General features: G+C 66.5%; 22 protein-coding genes. 12 read left to right on the forward strand and 10 right to left on the reverse strand.

Features of this window, described 5'->3' with window-relative positions:
- Positions 1–115 precede the first annotated feature (115 nt).
- Complete coding sequence (locus IE116_RS03155) at positions 116–1,450, forward strand: aspartate aminotransferase family protein (protein ID WP_189609689.1); 1,335 nt, start codon at positions 116–118, stop codon at positions 1,448–1,450.
- A gap of 58 nt (positions 1,451–1,508) precedes the next feature.
- Here IE116_RS03155 and IE116_RS03160 read toward each other — a convergent pair whose 3' ends face one another.
- Both IE116_RS03160 and IE116_RS03165 read right to left on the reverse strand, forming a co-directional pair.
- A complete protein-coding gene (locus tag IE116_RS03160; protein ID WP_189609691.1) occupies positions 1,509–1,949 on the reverse strand; it encodes a DUF1810 domain-containing protein in 441 nt (146 codons plus the stop codon).
- Positions 1,946–2,872, reverse strand: a complete 927-nt coding sequence (locus IE116_RS03165) for a DUF72 domain-containing protein (protein WP_189609694.1) — start codon at positions 2,870–2,872, stop codon at positions 1,946–1,948. The genes IE116_RS03160 and IE116_RS03165 overlap by 4 nt, the downstream gene beginning before the upstream one ends.
- Before the next feature lie 232 nt (positions 2,873–3,104).
- Between IE116_RS03165 and IE116_RS03170 the strand changes: the two genes are divergently transcribed.
- The 6 genes from IE116_RS03170 (at position 3,105) to nadE (ending at position 12,104) form a co-directional block, all read left to right on the forward strand.
- Positions 3,105–7,277, forward strand: coding sequence for a CheR family methyltransferase (locus IE116_RS03170; RefSeq protein WP_189609697.1), 4,173 nt, complete (start codon positions 3,105–3,107; stop codon positions 7,275–7,277).
- 87 nt (positions 7,278–7,364) lie between these two features.
- Entirely contained in the window at positions 7,365–7,757 is a 393-nt protein-coding gene (locus IE116_RS03175; RefSeq protein WP_189609699.1) for a hypothetical protein, read from the forward strand.
- Between the two features lie 79 nt (positions 7,758–7,836).
- Positions 7,837–8,607, forward strand: a complete 771-nt coding sequence (locus IE116_RS03180) for a gluconate 2-dehydrogenase subunit 3 family protein (RefSeq protein WP_189609700.1) — start codon at positions 7,837–7,839, stop codon at positions 8,605–8,607.
- Positions 8,604–10,376, forward strand: coding sequence for a GMC family oxidoreductase (locus IE116_RS03185; RefSeq protein WP_189609702.1), 1,773 nt, complete (start codon positions 8,604–8,606; stop codon positions 10,374–10,376). The genes IE116_RS03180 and IE116_RS03185 overlap by 4 nt, the downstream gene beginning before the upstream one ends.
- Positions 10,373–11,236, forward strand: coding sequence for a c-type cytochrome (locus IE116_RS03190; protein WP_189609704.1), 864 nt, complete (start codon positions 10,373–10,375; stop codon positions 11,234–11,236). The genes IE116_RS03185 and IE116_RS03190 overlap by 4 nt, the downstream gene beginning before the upstream one ends.
- A 43-nt stretch (positions 11,237–11,279) precedes the next feature.
- Positions 11,280–12,104: an NAD(+) synthase gene (gene nadE / locus IE116_RS03195; RefSeq protein WP_189609706.1), complete on the forward strand. Its 825-nt coding sequence runs from the start codon at positions 11,280–11,282 to the stop codon at positions 12,102–12,104.
- 11 nt (positions 12,105–12,115) lie between these two features.
- Here the strand turns inward: nadE and IE116_RS03200 are convergent, their stop codons facing one another.
- A complete protein-coding gene (locus IE116_RS03200) occupies positions 12,116–13,093 on the reverse strand; it encodes an SDR family oxidoreductase (protein ID WP_189609708.1) in 978 nt (325 codons plus the stop codon).
- 134 nt (positions 13,094–13,227) lie between these two features.
- Between IE116_RS03200 and IE116_RS03205 the strand changes: the two genes are divergently transcribed.
- The gene (locus tag IE116_RS03205) at positions 13,228–13,893 is read left to right on the forward strand and encodes a DUF4142 domain-containing protein (protein WP_189609710.1); all 666 of its coding nucleotides are present in this window, start codon (positions 13,228–13,230) and stop codon (positions 13,891–13,893) included.
- Positions 13,894–13,899: 6 nt separating this feature from the next.
- Here the strand turns inward: IE116_RS03205 and IE116_RS03210 are convergent, their stop codons facing one another.
- Both IE116_RS03210 and IE116_RS03215 read right to left on the reverse strand, forming a co-directional pair.
- Positions 13,900–14,559, reverse strand: a complete 660-nt coding sequence (locus tag IE116_RS03210; RefSeq protein WP_189609712.1) for a hypothetical protein — start codon at positions 14,557–14,559, stop codon at positions 13,900–13,902.
- An 88-nt stretch (positions 14,560–14,647) separates the two neighbouring features.
- Positions 14,648–15,499, reverse strand: a complete 852-nt coding sequence (locus IE116_RS03215) for a DUF2243 domain-containing protein (protein WP_189609714.1) — start codon at positions 15,497–15,499, stop codon at positions 14,648–14,650.
- A 148-nt stretch (positions 15,500–15,647) separates the two neighbouring features.
- On the opposite strand from IE116_RS03215, the gene IE116_RS03220 reads away from it, so the two are divergent.
- On the forward strand, positions 15,648–16,235 hold the full coding sequence (locus IE116_RS03220; RefSeq protein WP_189609716.1) for a hemerythrin domain-containing protein: 588 nt from the start codon (positions 15,648–15,650) through the stop codon (positions 16,233–16,235).
- Here IE116_RS03220 and IE116_RS03225 read toward each other — a convergent pair whose 3' ends face one another.
- From IE116_RS03225 to IE116_RS03235, 3 genes are all read right to left on the reverse strand, one after another.
- Positions 16,236–16,754: a CinA family protein gene (locus tag IE116_RS03225; RefSeq protein WP_189609718.1), complete on the reverse strand. Its 519-nt coding sequence runs from the start codon at positions 16,752–16,754 to the stop codon at positions 16,236–16,238. It lies immediately after the preceding gene.
- 181 nt (positions 16,755–16,935) lie between these two features.
- A complete protein-coding gene (locus IE116_RS03230; RefSeq protein ID WP_189609719.1) occupies positions 16,936–17,421 on the reverse strand; it encodes an NUDIX hydrolase in 486 nt (161 codons plus the stop codon).
- A gap of 3 nt (positions 17,422–17,424) precedes the next feature.
- On the reverse strand, positions 17,425–17,643 hold the full coding sequence (locus tag IE116_RS03235; RefSeq protein WP_189609720.1) for a DUF1653 domain-containing protein: 219 nt from the start codon (positions 17,641–17,643) through the stop codon (positions 17,425–17,427).
- Between the two features lie 140 nt (positions 17,644–17,783).
- On the opposite strand from IE116_RS03235, the gene IE116_RS03240 reads away from it, so the two are divergent.
- Positions 17,784–19,289, forward strand: a complete 1,506-nt coding sequence (locus IE116_RS03240; protein WP_189609721.1) for an aldehyde dehydrogenase family protein — start codon at positions 17,784–17,786, stop codon at positions 19,287–19,289.
- A gap of 81 nt (positions 19,290–19,370) precedes the next feature.
- On the opposite strand, the gene IE116_RS03245 is transcribed toward IE116_RS03240, so the two are convergent.
- On the reverse strand, positions 19,371–20,048 hold the full coding sequence (locus IE116_RS03245; protein WP_189609722.1) for a chemotaxis protein CheB: 678 nt from the start codon (positions 20,046–20,048) through the stop codon (positions 19,371–19,373).
- Positions 20,049–20,384: 336 nt separating this feature from the next.
- Positions 20,385–21,647: a citrate synthase gene (locus IE116_RS03250; protein WP_189609723.1), complete on the reverse strand. Its 1,263-nt coding sequence runs from the start codon at positions 21,645–21,647 to the stop codon at positions 20,385–20,387.
- A gap of 129 nt (positions 21,648–21,776) precedes the next feature.
- On the opposite strand from IE116_RS03250, the gene IE116_RS03255 reads away from it, so the two are divergent.
- Positions 21,777–23,570 (forward strand): thiamine pyrophosphate-binding protein, encoded by a 1,794-nt coding sequence (locus tag IE116_RS03255; protein ID WP_189609724.1) that lies wholly within the window; start codon positions 21,777–21,779, stop codon positions 23,568–23,570.
- Between the two features lie 22 nt (positions 23,571–23,592).
- Positions 23,593–25,095, forward strand: coding sequence for an aldehyde dehydrogenase family protein (locus IE116_RS03260; RefSeq protein WP_189609726.1), 1,503 nt, complete (start codon positions 23,593–23,595; stop codon positions 25,093–25,095).
- The last annotated feature ends 8 nt before the right edge of the window (positions 25,096–25,103 follow it).

Below are 25,103 nucleotides of genomic sequence, written 5' to 3' on the forward strand. Positions count from 1 at the left end.
CGCCTGTCGGACAGCATGCCCGATGCCTGGCTTTCCGGAGAGTAACGAGTATCGCCTTCGATCGGCGGGCAGGGGTAGCATGGCGTCTGTTGCCTCATCAACCAAGAATCCACCGATGACCCACGTTTTCCACCGCCAACTGCGTCACCCCCTGCCCGAAGCCGTGTCCGCGCGCGGCCTGACGATTACCGACCGGAACGGCAAGATCTACCTCGATGCTTCTGGCGGCGCAGCCGTCTCGTGCCTGGGGCATGGCCATCCCAATGTGATTGCCGCCATGCGCGAGCAGATGGACCGCCTGGATTACGCACACACCAGCTTTTTCACCACGCGCGTGGCCGAAGACCTGGCGGACACCCTGATCGCCCGCGCGCCCAACGGCATGTCGCAGGTCTATCTGGTGAGCGGCGGATCCGAAGCGATGGAAGCCGCGTTGAAGATGGCGCGCCAGTACTTCGTCGAGAACGGCCAGCCGCAACGCAGCCATTTCATTGCGCGCCGCCAGAGCTATCACGGCAACACCCTGGGGGCGCTCGCGGTCGGCGGCAATGCCTGGCGGCGCGCCCAGTTCGCGCCCCTGCTGATGGACGTGACGCATGTCGCGCCCTGTTATGCCTATCGCGACCAGCAGCCCGGCGAGACACCCGAGAGCTACGGCCAGCGCCTGGTGCGGGAACTGGAAGCGGAAATCCTGAGGCTCGGCCCGGACACCGTGATCGGCATTTGCGCCGAACCCGTGGTGGGCGCCACGCTGGGCGCCGTTCCGGCAGTGCCCGGCTATTTCAAGGGCATGCGCGCGCTGTGCGATCGGTACGGCATCCTGCTTATTGCCGATGAAGTCATGTGCGGCATGGGCCGCACCGGCTCCTTGCATGCGATCGACCAGGAAGGGATCGTTCCCGACCTGATGGCGGTCGCCAAGGGCCTGGGCGGCGGCTACCAGCCGATCGGCGCGGTACTCGTGCGAGGGCGGATCTACGATGCCTTCACACAAGGGTCCGGGCAGTTCATGCACGGCCATACGTATCTCGGGCATCCGGTGGCGTGCGCCGCGGCACTGGCTGTTCAACGCGTGCTGGAGCGCGACGGGCTGGTGGAAGCGTCCCGCGTCCAGGGCGCCGGATTGGCGCGACGCCTGCAGGCGGCCTTTGGCCATCATCCCCATGTGGGTGACGTGCGTGGACGCGGGCTGTTCCAGGGCGTTGAGTTCGTGCAGGACAAAGGCGACAAGACACCTTTCGCGCCCGACGCGAAAGTGCATGCACGCGTGCGCGACGCGGCGCTGGCCCGCGGCCTGATGGTGTACGCCATGGGCGGAACGGTCGATGGTCAACACGGAGACCATGTCCTGCTGGCGCCCCCTTTTACTGTGCAGGACGCCGACCTCGATGACATCGTGGTGCGCCTGGCCGACGCGGTGGACGCAGCCATGACGGGCCTGACTCCATGAAAGAAACGCCCGGTCTCGATTACCGAGCGGGCGTGTTTCAGACTGCCAGCTGACTGATCTAGCGCGGCAACAGCGACACCGTTCCAGCGTCCTCCTTCCCATTGAAATATCGGTCCAGACAGGCGCGAAACATTGGGTCGGCATCGGGCACCCGCGCGAACAGCGTCAGGCTGGAATGCAGCTTGAGTGTGTCGGGGTCGCCGAACACGGCGTGAGCGGTCGTTTCTTCCAAGGCATGCACGGTCTTCACCGCTGCCACCAGGCGCGGGCCAAGCACAGGGTGTGCAAGATACGCGGCCGCCATGTCCAGATCCGTGATCGCGTAGTGCTGCGCCATGTTGCTTCGGCCCAGCCCCGCCAGTTGCGGGAACACGAACCACATCCAATGGGTGCGTTTGCGGCCGGCGCGCAGCTCGGCCATGACCGTCTCCATGACCGGGCGCTGCGCATCGACAAAGCGCTGCAGGTCATACGGGTCGGCGGTGTGGGTAGCGGTCATGCGATTTCCTCGATGGATGGGGCGTGGGTGTCGATGCCGGGCGCGGCGCCGTTGGCCGCCAGCCTGTCCATCAGGCGGCGGGCATCGTAGGGCGCCTGCACTTTCTTGTCGTTGTCGAAATAACAGTAGACGTCACGGCCGCTGACGCGGCGTGTGGCTTTCGGCCCGATACGCACCGGGTCGTCGGGCTCCTGGCCCGCGCCCCAGGCCGCCAGCTTCTCTGCCCATCGGTCAAGCGCTTCATCGCGATACGCGCCGCCATACAGGGTTTCCGTCCCATGCAGACGCAGGTACAGGAAATCCGTGGTCACGTCTTCGGCATAGGGCCAGTCGGCCACCGCGTCGGAGATGACCCATGCCACGTGATGGCGCCTCAACAGACGCATGAAGGCCGGGTTGAGAAAACTCGGGTGACGCACTTCGATGGCGTGACGAAGGCGTCGGCGTGGCATGGGTTCGAGCCAAGGCACTTTCACCCGCGTATCGTGCCGGTGGGCAAAGGCCAGCGCTTCATCCGTATCAGTCGGGAGCAACTGCAGGAAGCTGTCGAAGGCGGCGGCATCGAAGGGGTAGGTCGGCGGAAACTGCCACAGGATCGGCCCAAGCTTGGCGCCAAGCCGCAGCAGGCCGGATGCAAAAAAGTTGGCAGTCGCAACGATCGCCTTGTCGTCCCGGAACCGCAGCATGTGCGTCAGGTAGCGGGGGCCCTTGACCGCAAAGATGAAGTCGTCGGGCGTCTCGTCATGCCAGGTCGCGTAACTGGCCGGGCTCTGCAGGGAATAGTGCGACCCGTTGATCTCTATGGTGGGCACATGGCGGGACGCAAACGCCAGTTCCCGGCGCTGGACAAGGCCAGGCGGATAGAACACCCCACGCCATCCACCATAGCGCCATCCCGATAGACCGACACGTATTCTCGCCATGTGAATTCCTTGTCAGATTCCGCATGAGCAGCAACTTGCGCGCCGCACCCATAACCTCGAGGGAAACCATGCTGAGCATGCGTGTCACTGTGTGTAAGTGAAGTGGGCAACTCGCAAGCTTGGAAATAGGGTGCTCTTCCAGGCCCGAATTGGTCTCATATGTGTGAGAATTCGTGAATCGTTTACCCGCGCGCCTGTTGAATTACAGGTATGCGCATTGCCGAGATGCTCGATGACCCCAGGCAGCGCCAGCCTTGCCGAGACTGCAGAGCAACCGCGGATTGTTGCCCCCAGCGGCCGGCCGTTTCGTGTCGCAGGTGTCGCCGCGTCCGTCCTTGGCCTGCATGCGCTGGCAGGCTTCCTGCACGCGCTCCCTTCCGATACCGATTTCTGTGTGGTCGTCGTGCTCGACGTGCCGGCCGAATGGGAGGGGGAGCCTGGCGTCGATACGCTTAGGGCCTTGACCGCATTGCCCATCGAGCTGGTATCGGAAAGCCGTCAGTTCGAAGCGGGCCGCGTGCTGCTGGTGCCCACCGATAGCGTCGGTACGCTGACCTCCACCACGTTGCACGTTCGGCCGGTGGCTCGCACACGCAGGCGCCGCGTGGCGGTCGATCTGCTGTTCCGCAACCTGGCCTCGGTGTTCGGCGATCAGGCCATTGGCGTGCTGCTCGCGGGTGAGGGCAATGATGGGGCGGCTGGACTGGCGCACATCCGGCATGTAGGCGGCCTGACGTTGGCGCAAGCCCCTTTCGAAGCGGGCTGCGACGAGATGCCACGCCATGCGATTGTCGCGGGCGCGGTCGACATCGTGCTGCCCGCCGCAGAATTGCCGGCATCGATGCAGCGGTTTGCCTCGGCCGCCCCCGGCATTCTGTTGCCTGCCGCTGTTCGCAGCGACGGGGGGCGGAACGACGGGGCGAATCGCGATGGTGCGCGTGATGCCGCAAGTGACGCCTCGCGCGCGCCAGCAACGGCGTTTCCACTGCCGGGCTATCGCGAAATCCTGCGCACGGTCACGCAACGGACCGGCCGCGATTTCAGCCACTATCGGACGGCTGCCGTGCTGCGGCGTATCCAGCGGCGCGCCCGCCTGCATGGCGTGACAGACCTGGCTTCTTACGCGCGCGTGCTGGATACCGAATCGGAAGAGGCCGCCGCGCTGGCGCACGATATCCAGTCGACGGGCACCGGGTTTTTCCGCGACCCGGCCGCGTATGCCGTGCTCGAATCGACCGCGCTGCGCGGGCTGACCAATATGCTGCGCGCGGCGCCCGACATGACGCTAAGGGCATGGTGCGTCGGCTGCTCGACCGGTGAAGAAACCTATTCGCTGGCCATTGCCCTGGCAGATGCCGCGGGCACCGATGCGTCCGATCGGCTGCGCATTTTTGCAAGCGACGGGGACCCGGCATCGATCGCGACGGCGCGTGCGGCAACCTATCCCTTGTCGGTCGCTGCCGATCTGGGTCGCTCGCGGCTGCGGCGTTTTCTGCACGAGCAGGGCGACAAGTATCAAGTCAAGAAAGTCGTGCGTGAACTCGTGGTGTTTGCCGTGCACGATATCTTTCGCGACCCTCCGTTCGCCGGCCTGCATCTGATTGTTTGCCGATCGCTGCTGTCCGAGCTCAAGGAAGCCGCGCGTGATGCGCTGCTGCGCTCCTTCCACCGGTCGCTCGTGCCCGAAGGCTATCTGTTCGTGGGACCCGACGGCGTAGGTGAGACCGGCGAAGCCTGGTTTCGTCCTGTCGACGGCACGCATGGTCTGTACCGCGCGCGCGTGAACGTGCCCGGTCAGCGGTCCCCGACGCTGGCGCTGGTGAACGCACGCGTGAACCCTCTTGAATCGGTCGCCGACGCAACCGAAGGCGCGCGCAAGGTCGTGTACGCCGAAGTGCATCGGCGCGCCATCGAACGTTACTCGCCCCCCAGCGTGGTCGTCACCGCCGACTACGAGGTCGTCCACAAGTCGGCCGGCGCGGGACGCTATCTGCGCGACGCCGACGCCGACGCCGAAGCCGGTCCGCGGCACCTGCTCGCCATGGTGAGCGCGTCGCTGCGCCGCGAACTGATCCAGGCGCTGACCCGCGTCGTCGCGACCGGGCAGCCCGCGCAATCGCGGCGGGTAGCGCTGGGCGATGATGCGCCCGGCCTGGTGGTCCGCGTCACGGTCCGTCCCTTCCACGATGACCAGAGCCGCCAGGATCTGCTGCTTGTCGTCTTCCATGAAGTGGCGGATGCGGCTCCTGCGGCGCCCAGCGGCGCTGTCGTGTCGCTCAAACGGGCGGACGGCGTTGCCGCGCTGGAAGCCGAGATCGCGCAGCTGCAGGAACGGCTGGCCGACGAATCGCGCCGTGCCCGCCGGTCCAACGAACGGCTGCTCATGTCCAATGAGGCGCTGGAAGCGGCCAACGACGAGCTGCGGATGTCGACGGCCGCTTTGGTCGCGGGCAAGGACAAGCTTCATGCCATCAACGAAGAGTTGACCACGGTGAACGTGGCGTTGCGGGAAGCCGCCGACGAAACGTCCGACATCCATGACGATTTGCAGAACCTGATCCGGTCCAGCGACCTGTCGGCCGTCCGGGTCGACCGGTCGCTGGCCGTCCAATGGTTCACGCCGCATGCGCGGCGCATCATGGACGTGGCGCTGTCGGACCGGGGTCGGCCGCTCGTGCAGATGAGCCATCGGCTGCAGTATCCGGAGCTGGTGGCCGACGTCGCCCGCACCGTGGCATCGACATCCCGCATCGAGCGCGAAGTCCGCAGCACCGACGGTTCATGGTTCCTGACGCGGGTGGTGCCTTACCGTACCTTCAACAACCAGGTCGATGGCGCGGTGATCATCTTTGTCGATATCACCGAGCGCCGCCTGGTCGAGGCCCGGGTCAGCGCAGCGCAGGCGCGGATGCGGCTGGTTGCGGAGACCACGCAGGAATATGCATTCATCGCCATGAACGAGGCGGGCATCATCACCAGCTGGAACGTGGGCGCCGAACGGATCTTCGGTTTCACCGCCGCCGAGATGCATGGCAAGCCCTACGGATCGATCTTTACGCGGGATGAACAGGAACTGCAGATCCCTGAGCGCGAGCTGTCGCAGGCCAGCCGCACCGGTCATTCATCCGACGATCGCTGGCGCTATCGCAAGGATGGCAGCCGCTTTTATTGCAGCGGTGTGCTGTACCCGCTGACCGGGCAGGGCGTGCCGGGCTTCGCCAAGATTTCGCGCGACCTGACCATCCAACATCGAGAGCAGACTGCGCGCGAACAGGCGTTGCAGCGCACCCTGGCGTCCAATGAAATGAAGGACGTGTTCTTCGCAATGATGTCGCACGAATTGCGGCACCCGCTGAACCTGATCCAGCTCAACATGGAATTGCTGGGACGCGGCCCCGACGTGATGGGCGTGCCCACGGCGGGCCGCGCGGTGGATGCCGTGAAACGGGCCGTGCGGGATCAGGCGCGCATCATTGACGAGCTGCTGGATATTGCACGGATTTCGACGGGCAAACTCAAGATCACGTGCACGCCGGTCGACTTTGCCGCGTTGGTGGCGCGCTGCGTCAGCGCGGTATCGGCCGACGCGTCGTCCAAAGGCATTCTGATCTCGGTATCGGGCATCAACGCACCGCTGGTGCTGTCGGCCGATCGCACGCGGATCGAACAAGCCGTCGGCAACCTCCTTGCCAATGCCATCAAGTTCACGCCTCGCGGCGGCCACGTTTTTGTCACGTTGGTTGACGATGGCAACGAAGCCCGGCTCGACATTGCGGATACCGGCATCGGTATTCCGCCAGAAAGCGTCGATTCCATCTTTACGTTGTTGAGTCAGCTTGACCCGCAGCATGCCACGCGAACAACGTCTGGGCTGGGAGTCGGGCTGGCGCTGTCGCGGCACTTTGTCGAAGCTCACAGCGGACGGTTGCAGGTGCGGTCCGACGGGCCAGGCAAAGGCGCCACCTTCACGATCCGGTTGCGGCTGTCCGAAGACCCGGTGGCGCTTGAGGCTGCCGCCACGCATGCGCTGCAACGGCTGCAGGGCGTGCGGATCGTGCTGGCCGAGGACTCGCGCGACGCCCTCGAGGCATTGAGCCTGTTGCTGGAAGACGAAGGCGCGAAGGTCCTGGCCGCCACCACCGGACAAGCGGCGCTCGACCTGCTGCAGAACGATGATATCGACGTCCTGATCGCCGATATCCGGATGCCCGGCATGGATGGCACCGAACTCATCCGCAGGTTGAGGAAGGCGCCGCGCAACGCAGGCATCCCGGCGATCGCGATGACGGGTCTGGGCGCGCATGGCAGTGCCGAGCCGGGCACGCTGGAAGGCTTTGACGCCTGGCTCTGCAAGCCAGTGTCGGTGGATCGGGTGGTTGCGGCGGTGCTGGAACACTTGCAGTAGCGGCTGGGCCGGACGGCGCGGGGCGTAAGCACCAGACGGTATGAATGTTGCTGACCGTGACCGTCAGTCATCCAGAGGGAGGACACCATGAAGGTGCTCCGCATGCTTGCCAACGGCGCCTTGGCCGCCACCCCCCTTGCCATCATGGCGTTCTCTGTCGTACCGGTGTCGGCTGCCGCTGCCGCCTCGTCGGCCCAACACGGGCCGTCGCACCACGGGTCGTCCGACCCCGGGTCCGGTGTCAACGGCAGCAGCGGGATCATGGGCCAGACGCCCGAGCCGCCCGCCGCCACGTCCGCGCCGCGGCGTCCCATGCCCACACCCCGCACTGACGCAGATCCGGCCAATCGTCCGCAATCGGGGGCGACCATGACCAATCCGGCCAACACCGCGAATTCTTCATCGGCCAAGCCGGCGTCGGGCACTGGCAACCCCGCCACTACCCCTCGCGATACCCCTGCATCTTCGCCCACGCGTTAAGCGTGCGCCTTGCGCCGGCGCGCCCGGGAGGCGCGCCGGGTCATTGGCGGCAGCGCCCGCCGCTTCCGAGGAGCCATGTTTGGAACACCCCCTTCGATTCACGCGCCGCGAGGTCCTGAAGGCCTTGCTCGCAGGCGGTCCGGCCGCGGCCGCCGCAGGCTTGCCGGCGGCATCGTCCGCCGCCCAGGCGCCCGCCAATGGCGCTGCCGCGGCGTCCGCTGCGGACGCCAGACCCGCCGCCGCCACGACCCCTTACGTCTGGCGCTTCTTCAATGCCAAGGAAGTCCGCGCGGTCGAAGCCGCGATCGACCGGCTGATCCCGACCGACGGGCTGGGACCCGGGGCCAAAGACGCCGGGGTGGCCGTGTTCCTGGACCAGCAACTGGCGGGCGCGTGGGGCAGCGGAGACCACTTCTACAAGCAGGGGCCGTTTATCGCCGGCAAACCGCAGCAGGGCTACCAGTTGTCGTTCACGCCCGCGCAGATGTTCCGCGCCGGTCTGGCAAGCCTGGACCAGGCCGCGTCGGGCAGCGGGAAGGGCGCCTTTGCCGACCTGGACGCCGGCGCGCAGGACCAGTTGCTCAAGCGCATGCAGGCAGGCGAGATCCCATCGACGCCCCTGCCGTCGGCCGTCTTCTTCGCGGCCTTGCTCGACGCCACCATGGAAGGCTATTTCGCCGATCCGGTGTATGGCGGCAACCGCGACATGGCGTCGTGGAAGCTGGTGGGCTTTCCGGGTGCCTACGCGAGCTACATGAGCGACGTCGAGCGCCACGGCGTGGCCTGGACCCGCCCCCCGATATCGATTGCGGACGCCGCGCACGGTGGCCACGGAGGACACATGCGTTGAGCAAGACGCTGCCAGCCAAGGATGTGGTGATCGTGGGAGGAGGGTGGACCGGGTCCATCATCGGCAAGGAACTGGCGGCCAACGGCCAGAGCGTGGTGGTGCTGGAACGCGGACAGCCGCGCTGGCCATCGCCCGACTTCCAGGCGCCGACCGTGCACGACGAGCTCAAATACACGCGCCGCCACGAGCTGCACCAGAACACCGCGGTCGAAACCTTCACGTTTCGCAATACGCCCAGCGAGCAGGCGCTGCCCATGCGCCGCTGGCAGTTCGCCTTTCCCGCAACGCATGTGGGCGGCGCCGGCAATCACTGGTCGGGCGCGTATTACCGCTTCGACGAAACCGAGTTCAAGTTCCGCAGTCACTACACGGAAAAGTACGGCGCCAAGATAATCTCGCCGGACATCACGCCGCAGGACTGGCCTCTGACCTATGACGAACTGGAGCCCTATTACGATCGCTTCGATTACCTGATCGGGGCATCGGGCTACGCGGGCAACCTCAACAAGAAGCTGCAGCCCAACGGCAATCCTTTTGATCCGTGGCGCTCGCGCCAGTATCCGAATCCGCCGCTGAAAGTGCCGTATGCATCGGCCCTGTTCGGCGAAGCGGCGGCCAAGATGGGCTATCACCCCTATGTGCAGCCGTCCGCGCTGGTCAGCCGTCCCTACAAGAATACGGAAGGGCTGAACATGAACGCCTGCGTGTACTGCGGCTTCTGTTCGAACTACGGGTGCGAGCATTTTGCGAAGGCGTCGCCACAGGTGTGTGTGCTGCCGGCGGCGATGAAGCTGTCGAACTTCGAATTGCGGGCCAACGCCCACGTGTTGCGCGTCGAGCTGACGCCCGACAAGAAAAAGGCGCGCGGCGTGACCTATGTGGATGCATCGGGCGAAGAATGTTTCCAGCCGGCCGAGATGGTGTTCCTGTGTGCCTTCGGCATCCACAATGTGCGGCTGTTGCTGCTGTCGGGCATCGGCAAGCCCTACGATCCGGCCACCCGCGAAGGCGCCGTGGGCCGCGCTTATACGCACCAGACCACGTCCAGCGTGAATCTGTTCTTTGGTGAGAAGGTCAACATCAATCCCTTCATGGGCGCCGGGGCGGCCGCCGTGACCATGGATGACTTCAATTCCGACAACTTCGATCACGGACCGCTGGGCTTCGTGGGCGGCGGCTACATCCAGATCCAGGTGGTGGGTGGCGCGCCCATCGGCTACCGGCCGGTGCCCAAGGGGACGGCAGGGTGGGGTAGCGAATGGAAGCAGGCGGCCAAGCGCTACTACAACCATTCCATGCCCATCACGATCACCGGCGCGGCCATGTCCACGCCCACCGGTTACCTGAGCCTGGACCCGACCTACAAGGATGCCTGGGGCCTGCCGCTGCTGCGCATCACGTATGAGTTCCCGGACAACGACATCAAGATGTCGGCGTTCCTGACCGACAAGGCATTCGAGATCGGCAAGGCGATTCGCGGCGTGACGCTGGCCGAGGCCAATCCCCGCGTGCGGCCCTATGGCGCAACCACCTACCAGTCGACCCACCTGACCGGCGGCGCACCCATCGGCAGCGATCCGGCCACCAGTGTGGTGAACCGGTATGGCCAGTGCTGGGACGTGCCGAATGTCTTCGTGACCGGCGCGGCCCTGTTCCCGCAGAACTCGGGCTACAACCCGACCGGCACTGTTGGCGCGATGGCCTACTGGACCGTCGACGCCGTCAAGAAGCAGTACCTGCCGCAACCCGGACCGCTGGTGAAGACATGAGCAATCCTCTCAAGCCGCTCGGCATTGGCGTTGGCAGTGCGCTGGCCGCGACCGCGGTCTTCGTGGGCATCATGCACCTGGGTTTCTCCACCAGCCTGATCGACGGCAACCCGCGCGCGGGCGATGCGCCTGCCACGCCCGCCACGGCCGCGGCCAATGCGCCGGCTGGCTCGCCACCCCCGCCCGCGCCTGACCCGTCGGCCGCGCAGGCCAAACCCCCTGCGCCGCGCGAGCGCACCGGCACCGACTTCGTCGCTGCCAAAGCAAGGTGGGAAACGGCGCTGGACAAGGGGGGCGCGGCCGACCAGGGAGAAAAGATTGCAAGCGCAGGCAGCAGCACCGGCGCGGCAGCCTGTGTGACTTGCCATGGCGCGCAGGCGGCCACGGCGGGATCGTCGTTCCCGCGCCTGGCCGGACTGTCGGCCGAGTACATTGCCAAGCAGCTGACGGATTACCAGGACGGGGCGCGGGCGCATCCGATCATGTCGGGCATCGCCAAGACGCTGTCGGAAGCGGACATCGCGGCGGTCGCGACCTACTACGGCGCGCAGCCGGCGCCGGCCGCCAAGGCCGCCGCGCCGGGCGGCACGCCGTCGGCCGGCGCGCGCCTGCATACCGCAGGCGACATGGAGCGGGCCTTGCCTGCGTGCGCGAACTGCCATGGCATGGACGCGCGGGGCGCCGGACCCCTGATGCCGGGGCTGTTCGCGCAGCCCTCGGCCTACATCGCCGCGCAGCTCAATGCGTTTCGCGGCAACCAGCGCGCCAACGACGACCAGGGCGAGATGCGATCCTTTGCGTCTCGCCTGAGTGATGAGGACATTGCGTCGCTGGCCGACTACTATGGTTTGCAGCCCTAAGCTATTTTTTTGAACGAGGACAGTCTTGACGAGGAATGACACCATGAACCCAACGAGCCCCGAAGCACGCGACATCATTGCCGAACTCGGCGTCGTCAATCCCGTCGATGTGGATCACGAGATCGAGCGGCGTGTGGCCTTTCTATGCGATTACCTGGTCAATGCGCGTGCGCGTTGTTATGTGCTGGGCATCAGCGGCGGGGTCGACTCGCTGCTGGCCGGGCGGCTGGCGCAACTGGCCGTTGAGCGCGCCCGCGCTGCGGGACACCAGGCGACGTTCTACGCCATGCGCCTGCCCTACGGCACGCAGCACGACGAAGCGGCCGCGCAGGCCAGCCTGGATTTCATCCGTCCCGACAAGCGGTTGACGGTGGACATCAAGCCGGCCACCGACGCCATGCGCGCGGCACTGGAAGCCGGTGGCCTGGTGTATCGCGACGAAGCGCATGCCGACTTCGTGACCGGCAACACCAAGGCGCGCCAGCGCATGATTGCGCAATACGCCGTGGCCGGCGCGCAGGAAGGCCTGGTGATCGGCACCGATCAGGCAGCCGAAGCCCTGATGGGCTTTTTCACCAAGTTCGGGGATGGAGCGGCCGACATCATTCCGTTGAGCGGACTGACCAAGCGCGCCGTGCGCAGTCTGGCGCGCAAGCTTGGCGCGCCCGACGAACTGGTCATGAAAGTGCCGACTGCCGACCTAGAGACCAACTCGCCGCAGAAGCCCGACGAGGCCGCATTTGGGCTGTCGTACGAGCAGATCGACGACTTCCTGGAAGGCAAGCCGGTCGACGCCGCGGCCAGCGAAAAGCTGATCCGCGTGTATCGCGGCACCGCGCATAAACGGGCGCTGCCGGTAGCGCCCTGATCGGGCCGGGCCTAGTCGTCCTGGCGCTGGGCGTACCACAGGGCGCCCAGCACACCCACAACAGCGACGACCCCGACCGCCGCTGCCGTGCGTGACATCCCGCCCGCCGCGCGCCAGCCGCCGTCGATCGGACTGTCGGGCGCTGTCGATGCGAACAGCGTTCCGTAGGTAATGGGGGCGGGCGCCGCGCGGCCAAAGTAGTACTCGAACAGGGCGCTGGTGATGCGGCGGGTCAGCGCGGGCAACAGTCCATTGGCAAAGCGGGCCGCCGTGGCCACGCTGCCCACCGTCATCCGGGTGCACGTCGGATCGGCGATCGCCCGCGCGATGGCCGATGCCACCCGCCGCGGATCGTACACGGGCTTCGGTGCCTTCAGCTTCTTGCCGGTGTAGTTGGCGCCATGGGCAAATCCCGGGGTATCGATGACCGAGGGAAAGACGTCGCAGATGCGGATGCCTGTATAACGCGACAGCTCGGCACGCAGGGCCTCCGAATAGCCGCGCAGCCCATACTTGCTCGCGCTGTACGACACGGCGTAGGGTGCAGGCGACCACGCGCCGAACGACACCACGTTGATCAGGATGCCCGTGCCCTGCTGCTTGAAATAGGGCAGGACGGCATGCGCGCCATGCAGGTAGCCCAGCAGATTGACCTGCACCACCTGGTCGTGGGCGGTGACCGGCGTACGGTCGAATTCGCCGACAGCGCCAATGCCCGCATTGTTGATCCAGACATCGATCTCGCCGTTGCCGAACGACGCGGCGGCCTCGGCAAGATCGCGCACGGCTTCGGCATCGGTCACATCGGTGGGCACCACGCGTGTCAGCGCGCCAAAGCGTCGGCACTCGCTGGCGACGGCATCGAGGGCGCTGCGGCGCCGCGCCGCCAGAACGAGCTTGACGCCGGGGGCCGCAAGCAGTTCGGCAGTCGCGCGGCCGATACCGCTCGATGCGCCGGTGATCACGATGGTGGTGTGGCGAGGAATCATTGAATCGCTCCTGGTGCAAGAAGGGATGCCGAGGTGGCTATGGACGCGCACGGTTCGCAAGCGTCATTCCTGCATGACAGGCACGGCATGGCGCTTGCGGGCTCTTGTATGAACTTACCCAAAGGAGACCCGCGATGACCGCATTGCCCCGCTTCACCCTGCGCCTGATGACCAGCGCAGTCTGCCTGTTCGCGCCTGCCCTGGCCGCGACGGCCGCTGACATGGCCAAGGAAGATGCCAATCTGCTGCAGGCTGCCGCGCAGTTCGGCCGTTTTGAAATCGAGGCGGGCCAGATGGCCAGCGCGCGTGCGTCGACCGACCCGGTGCGCGAGTTCGCGCGGACGGTGACCCGTGAACACCTGCAGGCCGAAACCGAACTGAAGGCGCTGGCGTCGGTGCGCAAGATGGCGCTGCCGACAGAACCGTCCGCTGCCCAGAAAAAACTGCTGACCTCGCTGGGTCAGAAGAACGGCAAGGAATTTGACGACGCCTATGTGCGCGAGGCCGGAATCGCTCAGCATCGGCAAGGCATCGCCCAACTCGAAAAAGCCCAGCCTGGCGCCAAGGATGCCGATATCCGGTCCGTGATCGAGCGTGGTTTGCCGATGATGCGGCGGCACCTGGAGATGGCCGAGAAGGTCGCGCAGCCCGGTGGCGGACAGCCCACCGGCAGCCGCCACCAAGGCCTGGGCGAGGCGCGCAACCCCGTGCCACGCACGACCGCACCCAATGAGTCGGCGCCGCCCAGCGAACGCCCGCGGCAGGACCGCGAGCGCGGGACGGCGGTGCCGACCCGCTGATCCGGGCTACTCGATATCGGGCGCCAGTGCCATTGGCGTGGTGGCGCCCGCATTGGTGGTGCTGCCCGCAGTGCCGAGGCCGCCGCTGTTCATGCTTCCGGTACTCATGTTTCCGGTTTTCAGACTTTCAGGGCGCGCCTGCTCCGTCATTGCGCTGGCCGCGCCGGTGGCCCCCATGGGCGTGCCGCGCAGGCCTCGCGCCCCTCCACGCATGCTGTCGGGATCCGACGGAAAGCCCGAGCGCGTCGAATAATCCACCGTGCGTCCCTTGCCCATCGGCTCGTAGTCAATGGCGGTACGCAGGTCCAGCGCGGTAATGGTGGCGACATTCAACAATGCGCTCTGGGGCCGGCCAGCGGCGGCGCCATGGGCGTCGGCCTGCGTCAGCAGGGTGCCCACGTCGAGGACATCGCCGCCCAGACGTGCCCACAGCCAGGGGCGTGCGTTGCGTGAGGTCAGCAGGCCCACGCCGCACAGGACTTCGCGGACCCCATAGCACCGCATCAACGACGGATTGACATGCACCCCGCACAACCGGGCCATGGTGCGCGGCATGATGATCTCAGCCAACCCAAGCGCCAGGCTGAACCAGCCCAGTCCGCGCGCCGTGCGGTGGGCGCGATAAGCCGACGGCAATTGCGCCGGTTCGACACGAATCTGCATCATCCTTCTCCTTGCGTGATCGCGGCCCGAGCGCCGCGTGACAGGTTTCGCAAGCGGCGTGCCGTCCTGCGCAGGACAGGGCAGGGCAAGGCTAGCGGGCCGCCATCCACGACGCGCAGCCACCCCATCCGCCCGCTGCCACGACCCACGCGCCGTCCGCATAACGTGGCATCCGGCTAGCGCCCGCCGGCACGTTCATGAGCCAGACGGTGCCATCGCTGCTGGCCTCGATGATCGCCGCGCCGTAACGCTGTGCAAAAGCGTACGCAGACCGCGCGCCATCGCCAGGCAGCGTGACCAGCGTGACCTGGCCGGCGCCATCGCCCGCGCCGGTGGCCCCGATGGGGGCAACCGGGGCCAGGTTGAGCACCGCGGCGGCGAGCACCACGGCGCCCAGGGTGCCGCCCGCCGCAGCGCCGCGCCATGGCGTCCCTGGAGGGTTCCCCGCGGGTGGGGTGCGCGACAGGAGCCACCTTCCCCAGGCGCCTGTAGCAACTCCGAACATTACCAGCCAGCCGATGTCCCAGACCAGGGGCATCGACGCATCCATCCTGACCCGATGCAGGCCCAGCACCCAATGCACGGCCACCACGTCGAGCACCTGCCACGCGGCAAAGCCGATGAGCGCATGCCCCGCCAGGGCGGTCGCCCGGGTCTGGCCCAGCTGTCCCCGGTGCCGCAGCAGCAGCCACAGCCCAACGATGGCGATGACATACATCACCGCGTGGAAGATGCCGTCGGCAAGGACTTGCGTCCCGATGGCGGCGAACCGCGCGCCGTCAAGGCCGCTCAGCAGGTGATGCCATTGCAGGATCTGATGCAGCAGGATGCCGTCGAAAAAACCGGCCAGCGCAAAGCCGAGCAGGAAGGCGCCCTTGCGGATGGGTGGAGCAGCGCAAGGCCCGCCAGCAGGCGGTACGGAAGATGGTGATGCAGCGGACATGCACACTCCAGCGGAAAGAGCCGCCCAGCATCTGGCTGCGCGGCGGGGCGGTCTTGACGGGTGCAAGGACCGTGCCGCAGCCGGCGCGCCGCTGCGACGGCACAGCAGTTGCTGAAGCATAGGCTTCCCCAACCCAGACAGGTGACTCATGGACCTCGCACTTTCGACCATTTCCCCCGGCGCCACGCGCATGATCCGGCTGGACCATAGCCACGTCCTCGTGACCTTCCACCGCTACAAGATCGACACCAATCCCCGTGTCAAGCAGGGTCTGGTCGATACGATCTGCACGGCGCTGGAAATTCACGCGCAGCTTGAAGAAGAAATCTTCTATCCGGCCCTTCGCGAGGTGACCGACAACGAAGCCATCCGCAAGAGCGTGCCGGAACACGATGAAATGCGCCGCCTGATCGCGCAACTACGCGGGATGGAAGCCACCGATCCGGCTTACGACGACACCGTCATGGAGCTGATGCGCGACGTGCTGCACCATGTGGCCGATGAAGAGACCATCCTGCTGCCGGAAGCCGAGCGGGTGCTGGCGGACCGGCTGGGTGAACTCGGCGCCGCCATGACCAAGCGCCGGATGCAACTGGTCCTGCCCCGGTCCGGCGAGATCGCGTCCGACATGGCGCGGTCGATTCCGACTCCGGTGTACCTGCTGGGTGGCATCGCCGGTCTGGCCTGTCTGACGGCCCTTAGCATGATGCGCCGGGACAAGGCCGGCTGGCGCTGATCAGCCCGCGCTGGCGACCGCCTCATCCCGCTGCTGCAGCGCCTGCCGGTGGTAATGCGGCAGGCGCTCGAGCGCATATTCGGCGGTGGCTTCGCGGATCTCGCGGCGGTCCCCGTCAAAGCGGCAGGTGGCCGTGAATACCGCGACATCACCGCCGCTGAGCTGGAACGCCCAGGCCAGGCACTGCGTGCCGGCGGGAATCGCGGGGTCCGAGTCATCCACCACCCCCGTGTCCGCGATGGCCACGTTAGCACGGCTGCGCGCCAGGGCGCCCCGCACCATGGCCTCGGCAACCGGCTCGCTGGTCAGGTTGTGGCGGCGCAGGATTTCGGGCGGCACGCCCAGGACCTCGCGTTTGGCATCCGGCGAGTACGTGATGTAAGCGCAGTCCAACGTGGCGCCCGCGCCCGGAATGTCGGCAAGATTCGCGGCAATCAGGCCGGCGGTGCAGGATTCTGCCGTCACGAGCACGAGGCCGTGGCGGCGCATGTAGTTGGCAGTCGCGTCACATGAATTCACGATATCGGGTCTCCTTGGTCTGATTCAGGCGCTGTTCAGGCGCATGGCCGTTCAGCAGGCCGTGTGCCCGGCGAATCAGGGATGACCTGTCATGCAACGGCGGCAAGAATCCGGTCATTGGCAGGGTCCGCTTGAATCGAACGGTTCGCGACTGGCGGCATCGGCAAGACCTGCTCATGTATCACGTGGCTTGCTCGTCCGCACGGACCCCGCCCAGGTACTCAACGAGGCGGTCCAGCAGCGGGCGTTGCCCGGCGATCAGCTTGTCGCGCGCAGCGTCCAGCTCGAACCAGGCGGCCCGGTCCACTTCAGGAAAGGTCGCCATCCGGCCACTGCGGGGCGGCCATTCCATCTCGAAGGTCATACTGCGCGCCGCGTCGGCGTCCAGGTCGCCTTCCAGCGCGAACGCCTGCACCCGTTTGCCGCTGCGCTGCCGCACTTCGCCCAGCGCAATCAGGTCGCCGGCGGGCCGGGTACCCAATTCCTCTTCGAACTCGCGGCGCGCCGCGGCGGCATGATCCTCGCCTTCGTCGACTTCGCCTTTGGGGATCGACCAGGCGCCTGCATCCTTGTTGCGCCAGAACGGACCGCCCGGGTGCACCAGCAGCACCTGCAGCCGCCCGTCGCGCACGTGGTACATCAGGATGCCGGCGCTGGTGGTCGCCATCGGTCAGCGGGCCAGCGGCTCGAAGCGGATGCGCCCATCATCCAGCGTGCCTTCGAACATGGCCTGGGGCCGCACCCACAGACCGCGTTCATGGGGCCACAGGTGCTCATACACGGTCATGGTTTCCAGGGTTTCGGAATGGCGGGCGCTGCCGACCACGCGGTACAGGCCGCCCTTGTAGTGACGGTGGGTGGCAAGCTGGCGGGCGTCGTCTTCGGTCATCGTGTCGGTCTCGTGTCAGGAAAAAGCGGGCGGGAAAAGCCCGTCTCGATGGTAGCAGCAGGGCGCCGCACGCCGCGACGCGTTACCCTATGGGGTTGACGGCGCGTCGGCGCGCCGGATTTTTCTTGAATGCGCACATCATGACAGCAGATTCCCGATTGACCCGCCTTGAAGCGGGCATGGTCATCCCTTACGGCGGCGACCGCTATACCACGGTGTCCGATGCACTCGCCACCGCGTTCCAACCCGGCGATCGCCTGCAAGTCGTCCAGCGCACCGGTGCGCTGCTGCACATCCCGGCAGCCGTCCAGCACCTGGTCGAAGATGCCGTGTCTGCCGCGGTCGACGCCTTTCGCGAACTGCCGCGCGCCGCGCCCGGCGCCGTCGCCGCGTTCTACGACCGCTTTGCCGATGCGCTCGACAACCACGCCTGCTGGCAGTCCATCGTCGACGCCAATGCGGCCGATGTGCGCCGCGCGCAGGACCGCGGCCGTTCCACGACCCGCCTCACCGTGTCGGACCGCATGCGCGCCGACATGATCGCCGGCCTGCGCAGCTGGGTGTCCATGACCGGGATGGCGCCCACCGTCGGCAAGGTCGAACACCCGACCTGGACGGTCGAGTCGGTGCGAGTGCCGCTGGGGGTGATCGGCTTTGTGTTCGAGGGCCGGCCCAATGTCTTTGCCGACGCAGCAGGCGTGCTTGCCACCGGCAACACCGCGGTGCTGCGCATCGGCAGCGACGCCCTGGGCACGGCCCGCGCCATCGTGCGGCACGCCCTGCACCCCGCACTGGCGGCGGCCGGTCTGCCCACCGGCGCCGTGACCCTGCTGGACGCCGAAGACCGCGCCGCTGGCTGGGCCTTGTTCAGCGACCGCCGGCTGGCGCTGGCCGTGGCACGCGGATCGGGCCATGCGGTGCTGGAGCTGGGCAGCGTGGCCCGCCAGGCCGGCATTCCGGTCAGCGCGCACGGCACGGGCGGCGCCTGGATGGTGGCCGACCCCACCGCCGACACGGCGCGCTTCGGCGCGGTCGTGCAGAATTCGCTCGATCGCAAGGTCTGCAACACCTTGAACGTGTGCTGCATTCCGGTTTCGCGTGCGGCCGAGCTCGTGCCGGTCTTTCTGGATGCCTTGCGCCTTGCCGGGTCGGCACGCGGGCAGGACGCGCGGCTGCATGTGCTCGCAGGCAGCGAAGCCTATCTGCCGCATGAAGCCTTCACCCAGCAGGTCAAGGTGCTCCGGGCCGACGGTCCGTCGCAGGAACCGTTCGCCACGCTGCTGCCGGAAGATGCGCTGGGCCAGGAATGGGAATGGGAAGCCACGCCGGAAGTCACGCTGGCCATCGTGCAGGACGTGGACGAAGCCGTGGCGCTTTTCAACCGGTGGAGCCCGCGTTTCGTGGCAAGCCTGATCGCGACCGAACCCGAGGCGCATGCACGCTTTCGCGCCGAGATCGATGCGCCGTTCGTGGGGGATGGGTTCACGCGGTGGGTCGACGGCCAGTACGCCCTGGGCCTGCCCGAACTGGGTCTGTCGAACTGGGAAAACGGCCGTCTGCTGGGCCGCGGCGGCGTGTTGTCGGGCGCCGATCTGACGGCCTTGCGGCTGGTGGCGACCCACCAGTCGCCAGCGCAGCACCGTTGACGTCGGCGCAGCACCGCTGACGTCGGAGCAGCACCGCTGACGTCTGCTCAGCACTGCTGACGTCGGCGCAGCACCGCCGAATCAGACGCCCAGGTCGGTGGGCAGTTTCAATACGGCAGCCGCCTGGGCCCTGCCTGTGTCCGCCTTCAACAGGTCCTCGCGGGGAAGGGCGGCGGGCCCGACACGGGCGCTGCCTTCCTGCACCAGCGTTTGCAAAAGCTCCGCAATCTTTTCGATCGACGCCGTGTAGTCCGGATGGTCGCCCTGGATGGCGCTGATCGGCATGCCGTTGCTCTCGGCCTCATCCGGCCGCTGCACGATGCCGATGCCGCCTGCGGCATGCACGGCGGCCATGCCGGCCGTGCCATCGGCGCCAGCGCCGCTCAACACCACACCGATGACCCGGTCGCCAAAGGTGCGGGCCGCCGACAGGAACAGCGCATCGGCGGTTGCGCCATTGATGGCTGTGGTCGGCGTCAGCCTGAAAGTCCCCGGCGGCAGAATCGTCAGCCGGTGGTTTGGAATCGACAGGTAGATGGTGCCAGGCACCAGCCGTTCGCCGTCCTGCGCACAGGTCACGCGCAGGGTGGTGCGGCTGCCCAGACGGTCCGCAATGCGCCGCGGGTCCTGCGAGCCTGTGTGCAGGACCGCAACAATCGGTGCCGGAAAATCGGGTTGTAGCCGATTGGCGATACGGCTCAGGGCGTCAAGACCGCCAAGGGATGCGCCTACAACGATCACAGGGTATGCATCGGTCATATAGGTTCCGTTACGGCTCGCAATGGTGGCGCAAACGCGAGCCATCAGTGGGCAACCCGGTCTGCCCTTGCGCTGACAATATGCGTTATTCGGGGCAATGGAAGATCTTTGTATGTCGGTTTGTAAGCGGCTTTGCGAAGCAGGCTGCCTATCACGACCGTCCGAACCCGGCCGACGGCGCGACGCTAAGCCCGCGCGATGAAAGTCTGTCGAGCTAGCGTGTGTTGACGCGCGCGGTGTGCCATCGATTCAATCGCGCGCAGGGCAGCCGCAGGGAAGGCGGACGTGTTGTTGCGGCTTTGTTGCCGCTGGTCACCAACGCGGACGGGATCGTCCTCAGGCCCCGGCTGCAACGAACTTGGCACGGGGCCGGATCATCTGTCCAGCGCGGCGCTGCTCTTGAACGTGAGCGACCCAGCCCGCCGTGCGCGCCAGCATGAAGACGGCCCCGGTGCTGTAACGAGGCAGCCCGATCGCTTGCGCAACGGCCAGCGCGCCCAGTTCATGCCGGGGCGGCAAGCCCAGTTCCTGCGACACCTGGTCGACAAAATCGAGCAGCATGCGCAGGCGCTTGTTGCCGTCGGATCGTTCCCTCGCGATCGCCAGCAGGCCGACGGCACGGGCATCGCCTTCAGGGTAGAGGGGATGGCTGAAGCCCGGCACGCCCAGCCCTTGCTGATGCAAGGCCACGGCACGTTTCAGGAGCGCGGGGCGCGACGTGCCGGCATGCAGGAAGTCTTCAATGCGGTCGTAGTTGCGGGACAGCTCGACGCCCGACGCACTGCACAGCGCGGCCGACACACAGCTGTGCAACGACGCGCCCACGGATGCCGCGACGCGCGCCACGAAGGTGCTGGAGGACAGCTCATGGTCGGCAAACAGCACCAGCACGACCTGCAGCGCATACACATTCGCGGCATGGGTATCGACACCCATGGCTTCAAGCAGCCGCAGCGCCACGGATCCCCGTCCGCCCCGATGAAAGCTGCGTGCCGGACCGATCATGCCGAAGCAGCCCGTCATGGCGGTAATGATTTCGCGCGCGGCGTCCTGCGTCTGGCCGCCAACGATGCGCTCTTCGACCGTACCGCGCGCCAGCCCGAGCCGCAGCACTACCATGGCCAGGATCTCGGCCAGTTCGCCATTGCCTTGCGGCACGCTAAGCACCGGCGCGATGGCCTGCGCCACCGACGGGGGCAGGGCGCGCCGCGGCCACACAATGTCCGGGTGCCACAGTCCCGTCCACAGCAGCTCGGCCACCGCTTCGAAGCTGCCGCCGCTGATCGCCAGATCCAGGGCCGGACGGCCCCGGTAGCGCGGTCCTTCCGGCGTGAGTTCGGTGATCGATGTCGGCACCACCGGCTCGCCCCACTGCAGCGCGGCGCCAGCCACGGCGCCATGCCCGGACCGCGCCATTGACCGCGCCTGCACGCGCAGGATGTCGTCTCGCCGGTAGAGACGTTCCTTGGTGCCGACCTGTTTCACGCTGCGGATCAGACCCTTGCTGACGTAGGCGTACAGCGTCTGGATACGGATGCCGAGCAGCGTCGTGGCTTCGGCCGAAGTCAGGTAGATCCGGACAGCGTCATCAGGCGGCATAGGTTGAACGTGCAATCAAGATTGATCAATGTGAAGTTCAATCTTACAGTGCGTTCACTTGCTGCCGTGCGTTGGTGTCACCGACATTTTTCCGCCCGCCAGCGCATACCCACAAGATCGGAGACCCGCATGACCCTTCCCGTGCCCAGCCCCGCACCCCAAGTCCGGCGCGACATTCCGCAGCCTTCCAGCAGCGAGGGCATCTGGGGCAGCGATGCGCTCGCCGAAATGATCCGCAGCCTCGACATTCCGTACGTCTGCCTGAATCCCGGCTCGAGCTTTCGCGGCCTGCACGACAGCCTGGTCAATCACCTGGGCAACGAAAAGCCGCAGATGCTGCTGTGCCTGCATGAAGAGCACGCCGTCGCCATGGCGCACGGCTATGCCAAGGTCACCGGCAAGCCGCTGGGCGCGATCGTGCACAGCAACGTGGGCCTGATGCACGCCACCATGGCCATCTACGATATCTGGTGTGATCGTCTGCCCGTCGTCATCATGGGCGCGACCGGCCCGGTCGATGCCGCCCGCCGCCGCCCCTGGATCGACTGGCTGCACACCGCCCAGGACCAGGGCGCGCTGGTGCGCCATTACACCAAGTGGGACTGCCAGCCGGCTTCGGTGGGCGCCTCGTACGAAGCCTTGCTGCGCGCCAAGCAGATCGCCGAAACCGCGCCGCCCGGACCCACCTACGTCTGCTTCGACGCTGCGATGCAGGAACAGAAGCTGGATGCGATCCCGCCGTTGCCCGATGCCTCGCGTTACGCCCCGCCGCCCACCACCTATCCGGATCCCAGGCTGGTGGACCAGGCGCTGGCGCTGCTCAAGGGCGCGAAGAACCCCATGATCCTGATGGGCCGCGCCAGCCGCGACAAAGCCGCCTGGGACCGCCGCGTGCAACTGGCCGAGGCGCTGAACGCCAAAGTGCTGACCGACCTGAAGACGGGCGCTGCCTTCCCGACCGACCACCCGCTGCATCTGGCGCCCCCGGGCGTCTTCCTGTCGGGCGATACGGGCGCGTTGCTCAAGCAGGCCGACGTGGTGCTGAGCCTGGACTGGGTGGACCTGGCCGGTACGCTCAAGCAGGGCTGGGGCAATGCGCCGGCGGGCTGCAAGGTCATCCAGGTATCGGTCGATCAATACATCCACAACGGCTGGAGCATGGACCATCAGGGCCTGCCGCCCGCCGACATCTATCTGGCCTGCGGCATCGAACCCGTGGTGGAAGAGCTGCTGGCGCGGCTGGATGTCAAACCGACCACCGACTACACGCCGTCCGAATGGGTCAAGCCGGCCGAGGCGCCCGATGGTTCCATCAGCATCCACGCGCTGGCCGCCACCTTGAAGGACGTCGTGGGTGACGACGACATCTGCCTGATGCGCCTGCCGTTGGGCTGGGCCGGCGACATGTGGCACTTTCGTCATCCGCTCGACTACCTGGGTGGGGACGGCGGTGGCGGCATCGGTTCCGGACCGGGCATGTCGGTCGGATCGGCGCTGGCACTGAAAGACACAGGCCGCCTGCCCGTGTCGATCCTGGGTGACGGCGACTTCATGATGGGCAATGCCGGCCTCTGGACGGCCGCCAACGCCGTCATCCCGATGCTGATCATCACCGCCAACAACCGATCCTTCTTCAATGACGAAGTCCACCAGGAACGTGTCGCCAAGGAACGCAGCCGGCCGGTCGAAAACCGCTGGATCGGCCAGCGTATCGATGATCCGGCGCCCGACCTCGCCATGATGGCGCGTGCGCAGGGGCTCAAAGGCATCGGCCCGGTGACCGATCCGGCCAAGCTGGCGGACGTGCTGCGCGAAGCCATTGCCGCGGTGCGTGACGGCGCCGCCGTGGTGGTGGACGTGCACGTGACCGCGGGCTACAGCCCCTCCATGGCCGCCGGCATGACCCGCAGCCACGACGAATGAACCGACACGAACGAGGCCTTCCATGAGCAGCTCAGTTTCCAGCCCGACCCAGACGGGCCGTATCGACCCGGCCAGCGTCATCCCGACCCATCGCGACCTGTACTACGGCGGCGAATGGCACGCGCCCGTCGGCGGCCGCTATGTCCCGACACTCAATCCGGGCCTGAACCGGCAGGTCGGCGAAGCCGCCGACGCCAGCGCCCAAGACGTGGATGCGGCCGTCAAAGCGGCCCATGCCGCCTATCCGGCGTGGCGCCGCATGAAGCCCATGGAGCGCGCGACCATCATGCGCCGCGCCGCCAACGTGCTGCGCGAGCATGCCGAAGAACTGGCGCTGATCGACGCCATCAACACCGGCAACCCGGTGTCCGAAATGATCTCGGACGCCAATATCGCAGCCGCCAGTCTCGATTACTTTGCCGGCGTGGTCATGGAACTGAAGGGATCGACGATCCCGATGGGCGATGACCGGTTGAACTACACGCTGCGCGAACCGCTCGGCGTGGTGGCCCGCATCGTGGCCTACAACCATCCCTTCATGTTCGTGGGCGCCAAGATCGCCGCGCCCCTGGCGGCAGGCAACACGGTCGTCATGAAGTCAGCCGAACCGGCTCCGCTGTCGGGCATTCGCCTGGCCGAACTGATCGGTCCGATCTTTCCGCCGGGAGTGCTCAACATCCTGAGCGGCGGCAAGGAATGCGGCCAGGCGTTGACGGTGCATCCCCTGGTCAAGAAGATCACGTTGATCGGCAGCGTGCCAACCGGCAAGGCCATCATGCGCAGCGCGGCCGACTCGCTCAAACCCGTGCTGCTGGAATTGGGCGGCAAGAATGCCCTGATCGGCTTTCCCGATGCCGACGTCAAGGCCCTGACTGACGGCCTGGTGCGCGGCATGAACTTCACGTGGGCAGGGCAATCCTGCGGGTCGACCAGCCGCGCGTTCATCCACGCATCGATCTACGACCAGGTGGTGGAAGGCGCCGCGAAGCTGACGCGCGAACGGCACAAGCCGGGCATGGCGACGGACTGGTCCACGACCATGGGCTGCGTCATCAACCAGACCCAGTACGACAAGATCATGAAGTACATCAACTCGGGCAAGGACGAAGGCGCGCGGCTGGTGATTGGCGGCAAGCATCCGGACACCGAAGGGCTGGCGGATGGCTTCTTCATCGAGCCCACGATCTTTGCCGATGTGAACCCCGACATGACTATCGCGCGCGAAGAAATCTTTGGCCCGGTGCTGTCGATGTTCAAGTGGGAAGACGAAGACGAACTGTTCGAGATGGTGAACCGGGTCGAGCTTGGCCTGACCGCATCGATCTGGACCCGCGACCTGGTCACGGCCCATCGTGCCGCGCAGCGGGTGGAAGCGGGCTACGTCTGGATCAATGACACCAGCAAGCATTTCCTGGGCGCACCCTTCGGCGGCTACAAGCAGTCGGGCATCGGACGCGAAGAATGCTTTGAAGAACTGCTGGAGTTCTCGCAGATCAAGAACGTGAACGTGAACCTGGCACCCTGAGCCTGACG

Origin of the sequence: Pigmentiphaga litoralis (genome assembly GCF_014651835.1) — a bacterium.
Taxonomy (GTDB): Bacteria; Pseudomonadota; Gammaproteobacteria; order Burkholderiales; family Burkholderiaceae_B; genus Pigmentiphaga; species Pigmentiphaga litoralis.

Excerpts from the sequence above, each read along its gene's own strand:
- IE116_RS03155 (WP_189609689.1), top strand. The coding sequence starts at position 116 with ATGACCCACGTTTTCCACCGCCAACTGCGTCACCCCCTGCCCGAAGCC.
- IE116_RS03160 (WP_189609691.1), bottom strand. The coding sequence starts at position 1,949 with ATGACCGCTACCCACACCGCCGACCCGTATGACCTGCAGCGCTTTGTC.
- IE116_RS03165 (WP_189609694.1), bottom strand. The coding sequence starts at position 2,872 with ATGGCGAGAATACGTGTCGGTCTATCGGGATGGCGCTATGGTGGATGG.
- IE116_RS03170 (WP_189609697.1), top strand. The coding sequence starts at position 3,105 with ATGACCCCAGGCAGCGCCAGCCTTGCCGAGACTGCAGAGCAACCGCGG.
- IE116_RS03175 (WP_189609699.1), top strand. The coding sequence starts at position 7,365 with ATGAAGGTGCTCCGCATGCTTGCCAACGGCGCCTTGGCCGCCACCCCC.
- IE116_RS03190 (WP_189609704.1), top strand. The coding sequence starts at position 10,373 with ATGAGCAATCCTCTCAAGCCGCTCGGCATTGGCGTTGGCAGTGCGCTG.
- nadE (WP_189609706.1), top strand. The coding sequence starts at position 11,280 with ATGAACCCAACGAGCCCCGAAGCACGCGACATCATTGCCGAACTCGGC.
- IE116_RS03200 (WP_189609708.1), bottom strand. The coding sequence starts at position 13,093 with ATGATTCCTCGCCACACCACCATCGTGATCACCGGCGCATCGAGCGGT.
- IE116_RS03205 (WP_189609710.1), top strand. The coding sequence starts at position 13,228 with ATGACCGCATTGCCCCGCTTCACCCTGCGCCTGATGACCAGCGCAGTC.
- IE116_RS03210 (WP_189609712.1), bottom strand. The coding sequence starts at position 14,559 with ATGATGCAGATTCGTGTCGAACCGGCGCAATTGCCGTCGGCTTATCGC.
- IE116_RS03215 (WP_189609714.1), bottom strand. The coding sequence starts at position 15,499 with ATGTCCGCTGCATCACCATCTTCCGTACCGCCTGCTGGCGGGCCTTGC.
- IE116_RS03220 (WP_189609716.1), top strand. The coding sequence starts at position 15,648 with ATGGACCTCGCACTTTCGACCATTTCCCCCGGCGCCACGCGCATGATC.
- IE116_RS03230 (WP_189609719.1), bottom strand. The coding sequence starts at position 17,421 with ATGGCGACCACCAGCGCCGGCATCCTGATGTACCACGTGCGCGACGGG.
- IE116_RS03235 (WP_189609720.1), bottom strand. The coding sequence starts at position 17,643 with ATGACCGAAGACGACGCCCGCCAGCTTGCCACCCACCGTCACTACAAG.
- IE116_RS03240 (WP_189609721.1), top strand. The coding sequence starts at position 17,784 with ATGACAGCAGATTCCCGATTGACCCGCCTTGAAGCGGGCATGGTCATC.
- IE116_RS03245 (WP_189609722.1), bottom strand. The coding sequence starts at position 20,048 with ATGACCGATGCATACCCTGTGATCGTTGTAGGCGCATCCCTTGGCGGT.
- IE116_RS03250 (WP_189609723.1), bottom strand. The coding sequence starts at position 21,647 with ATGCCGCCTGATGACGCTGTCCGGATCTACCTGACTTCGGCCGAAGCC.
- IE116_RS03255 (WP_189609724.1), top strand. The coding sequence starts at position 21,777 with ATGACCCTTCCCGTGCCCAGCCCCGCACCCCAAGTCCGGCGCGACATT.
- IE116_RS03260 (WP_189609726.1), top strand. The coding sequence starts at position 23,593 with ATGAGCAGCTCAGTTTCCAGCCCGACCCAGACGGGCCGTATCGACCCG.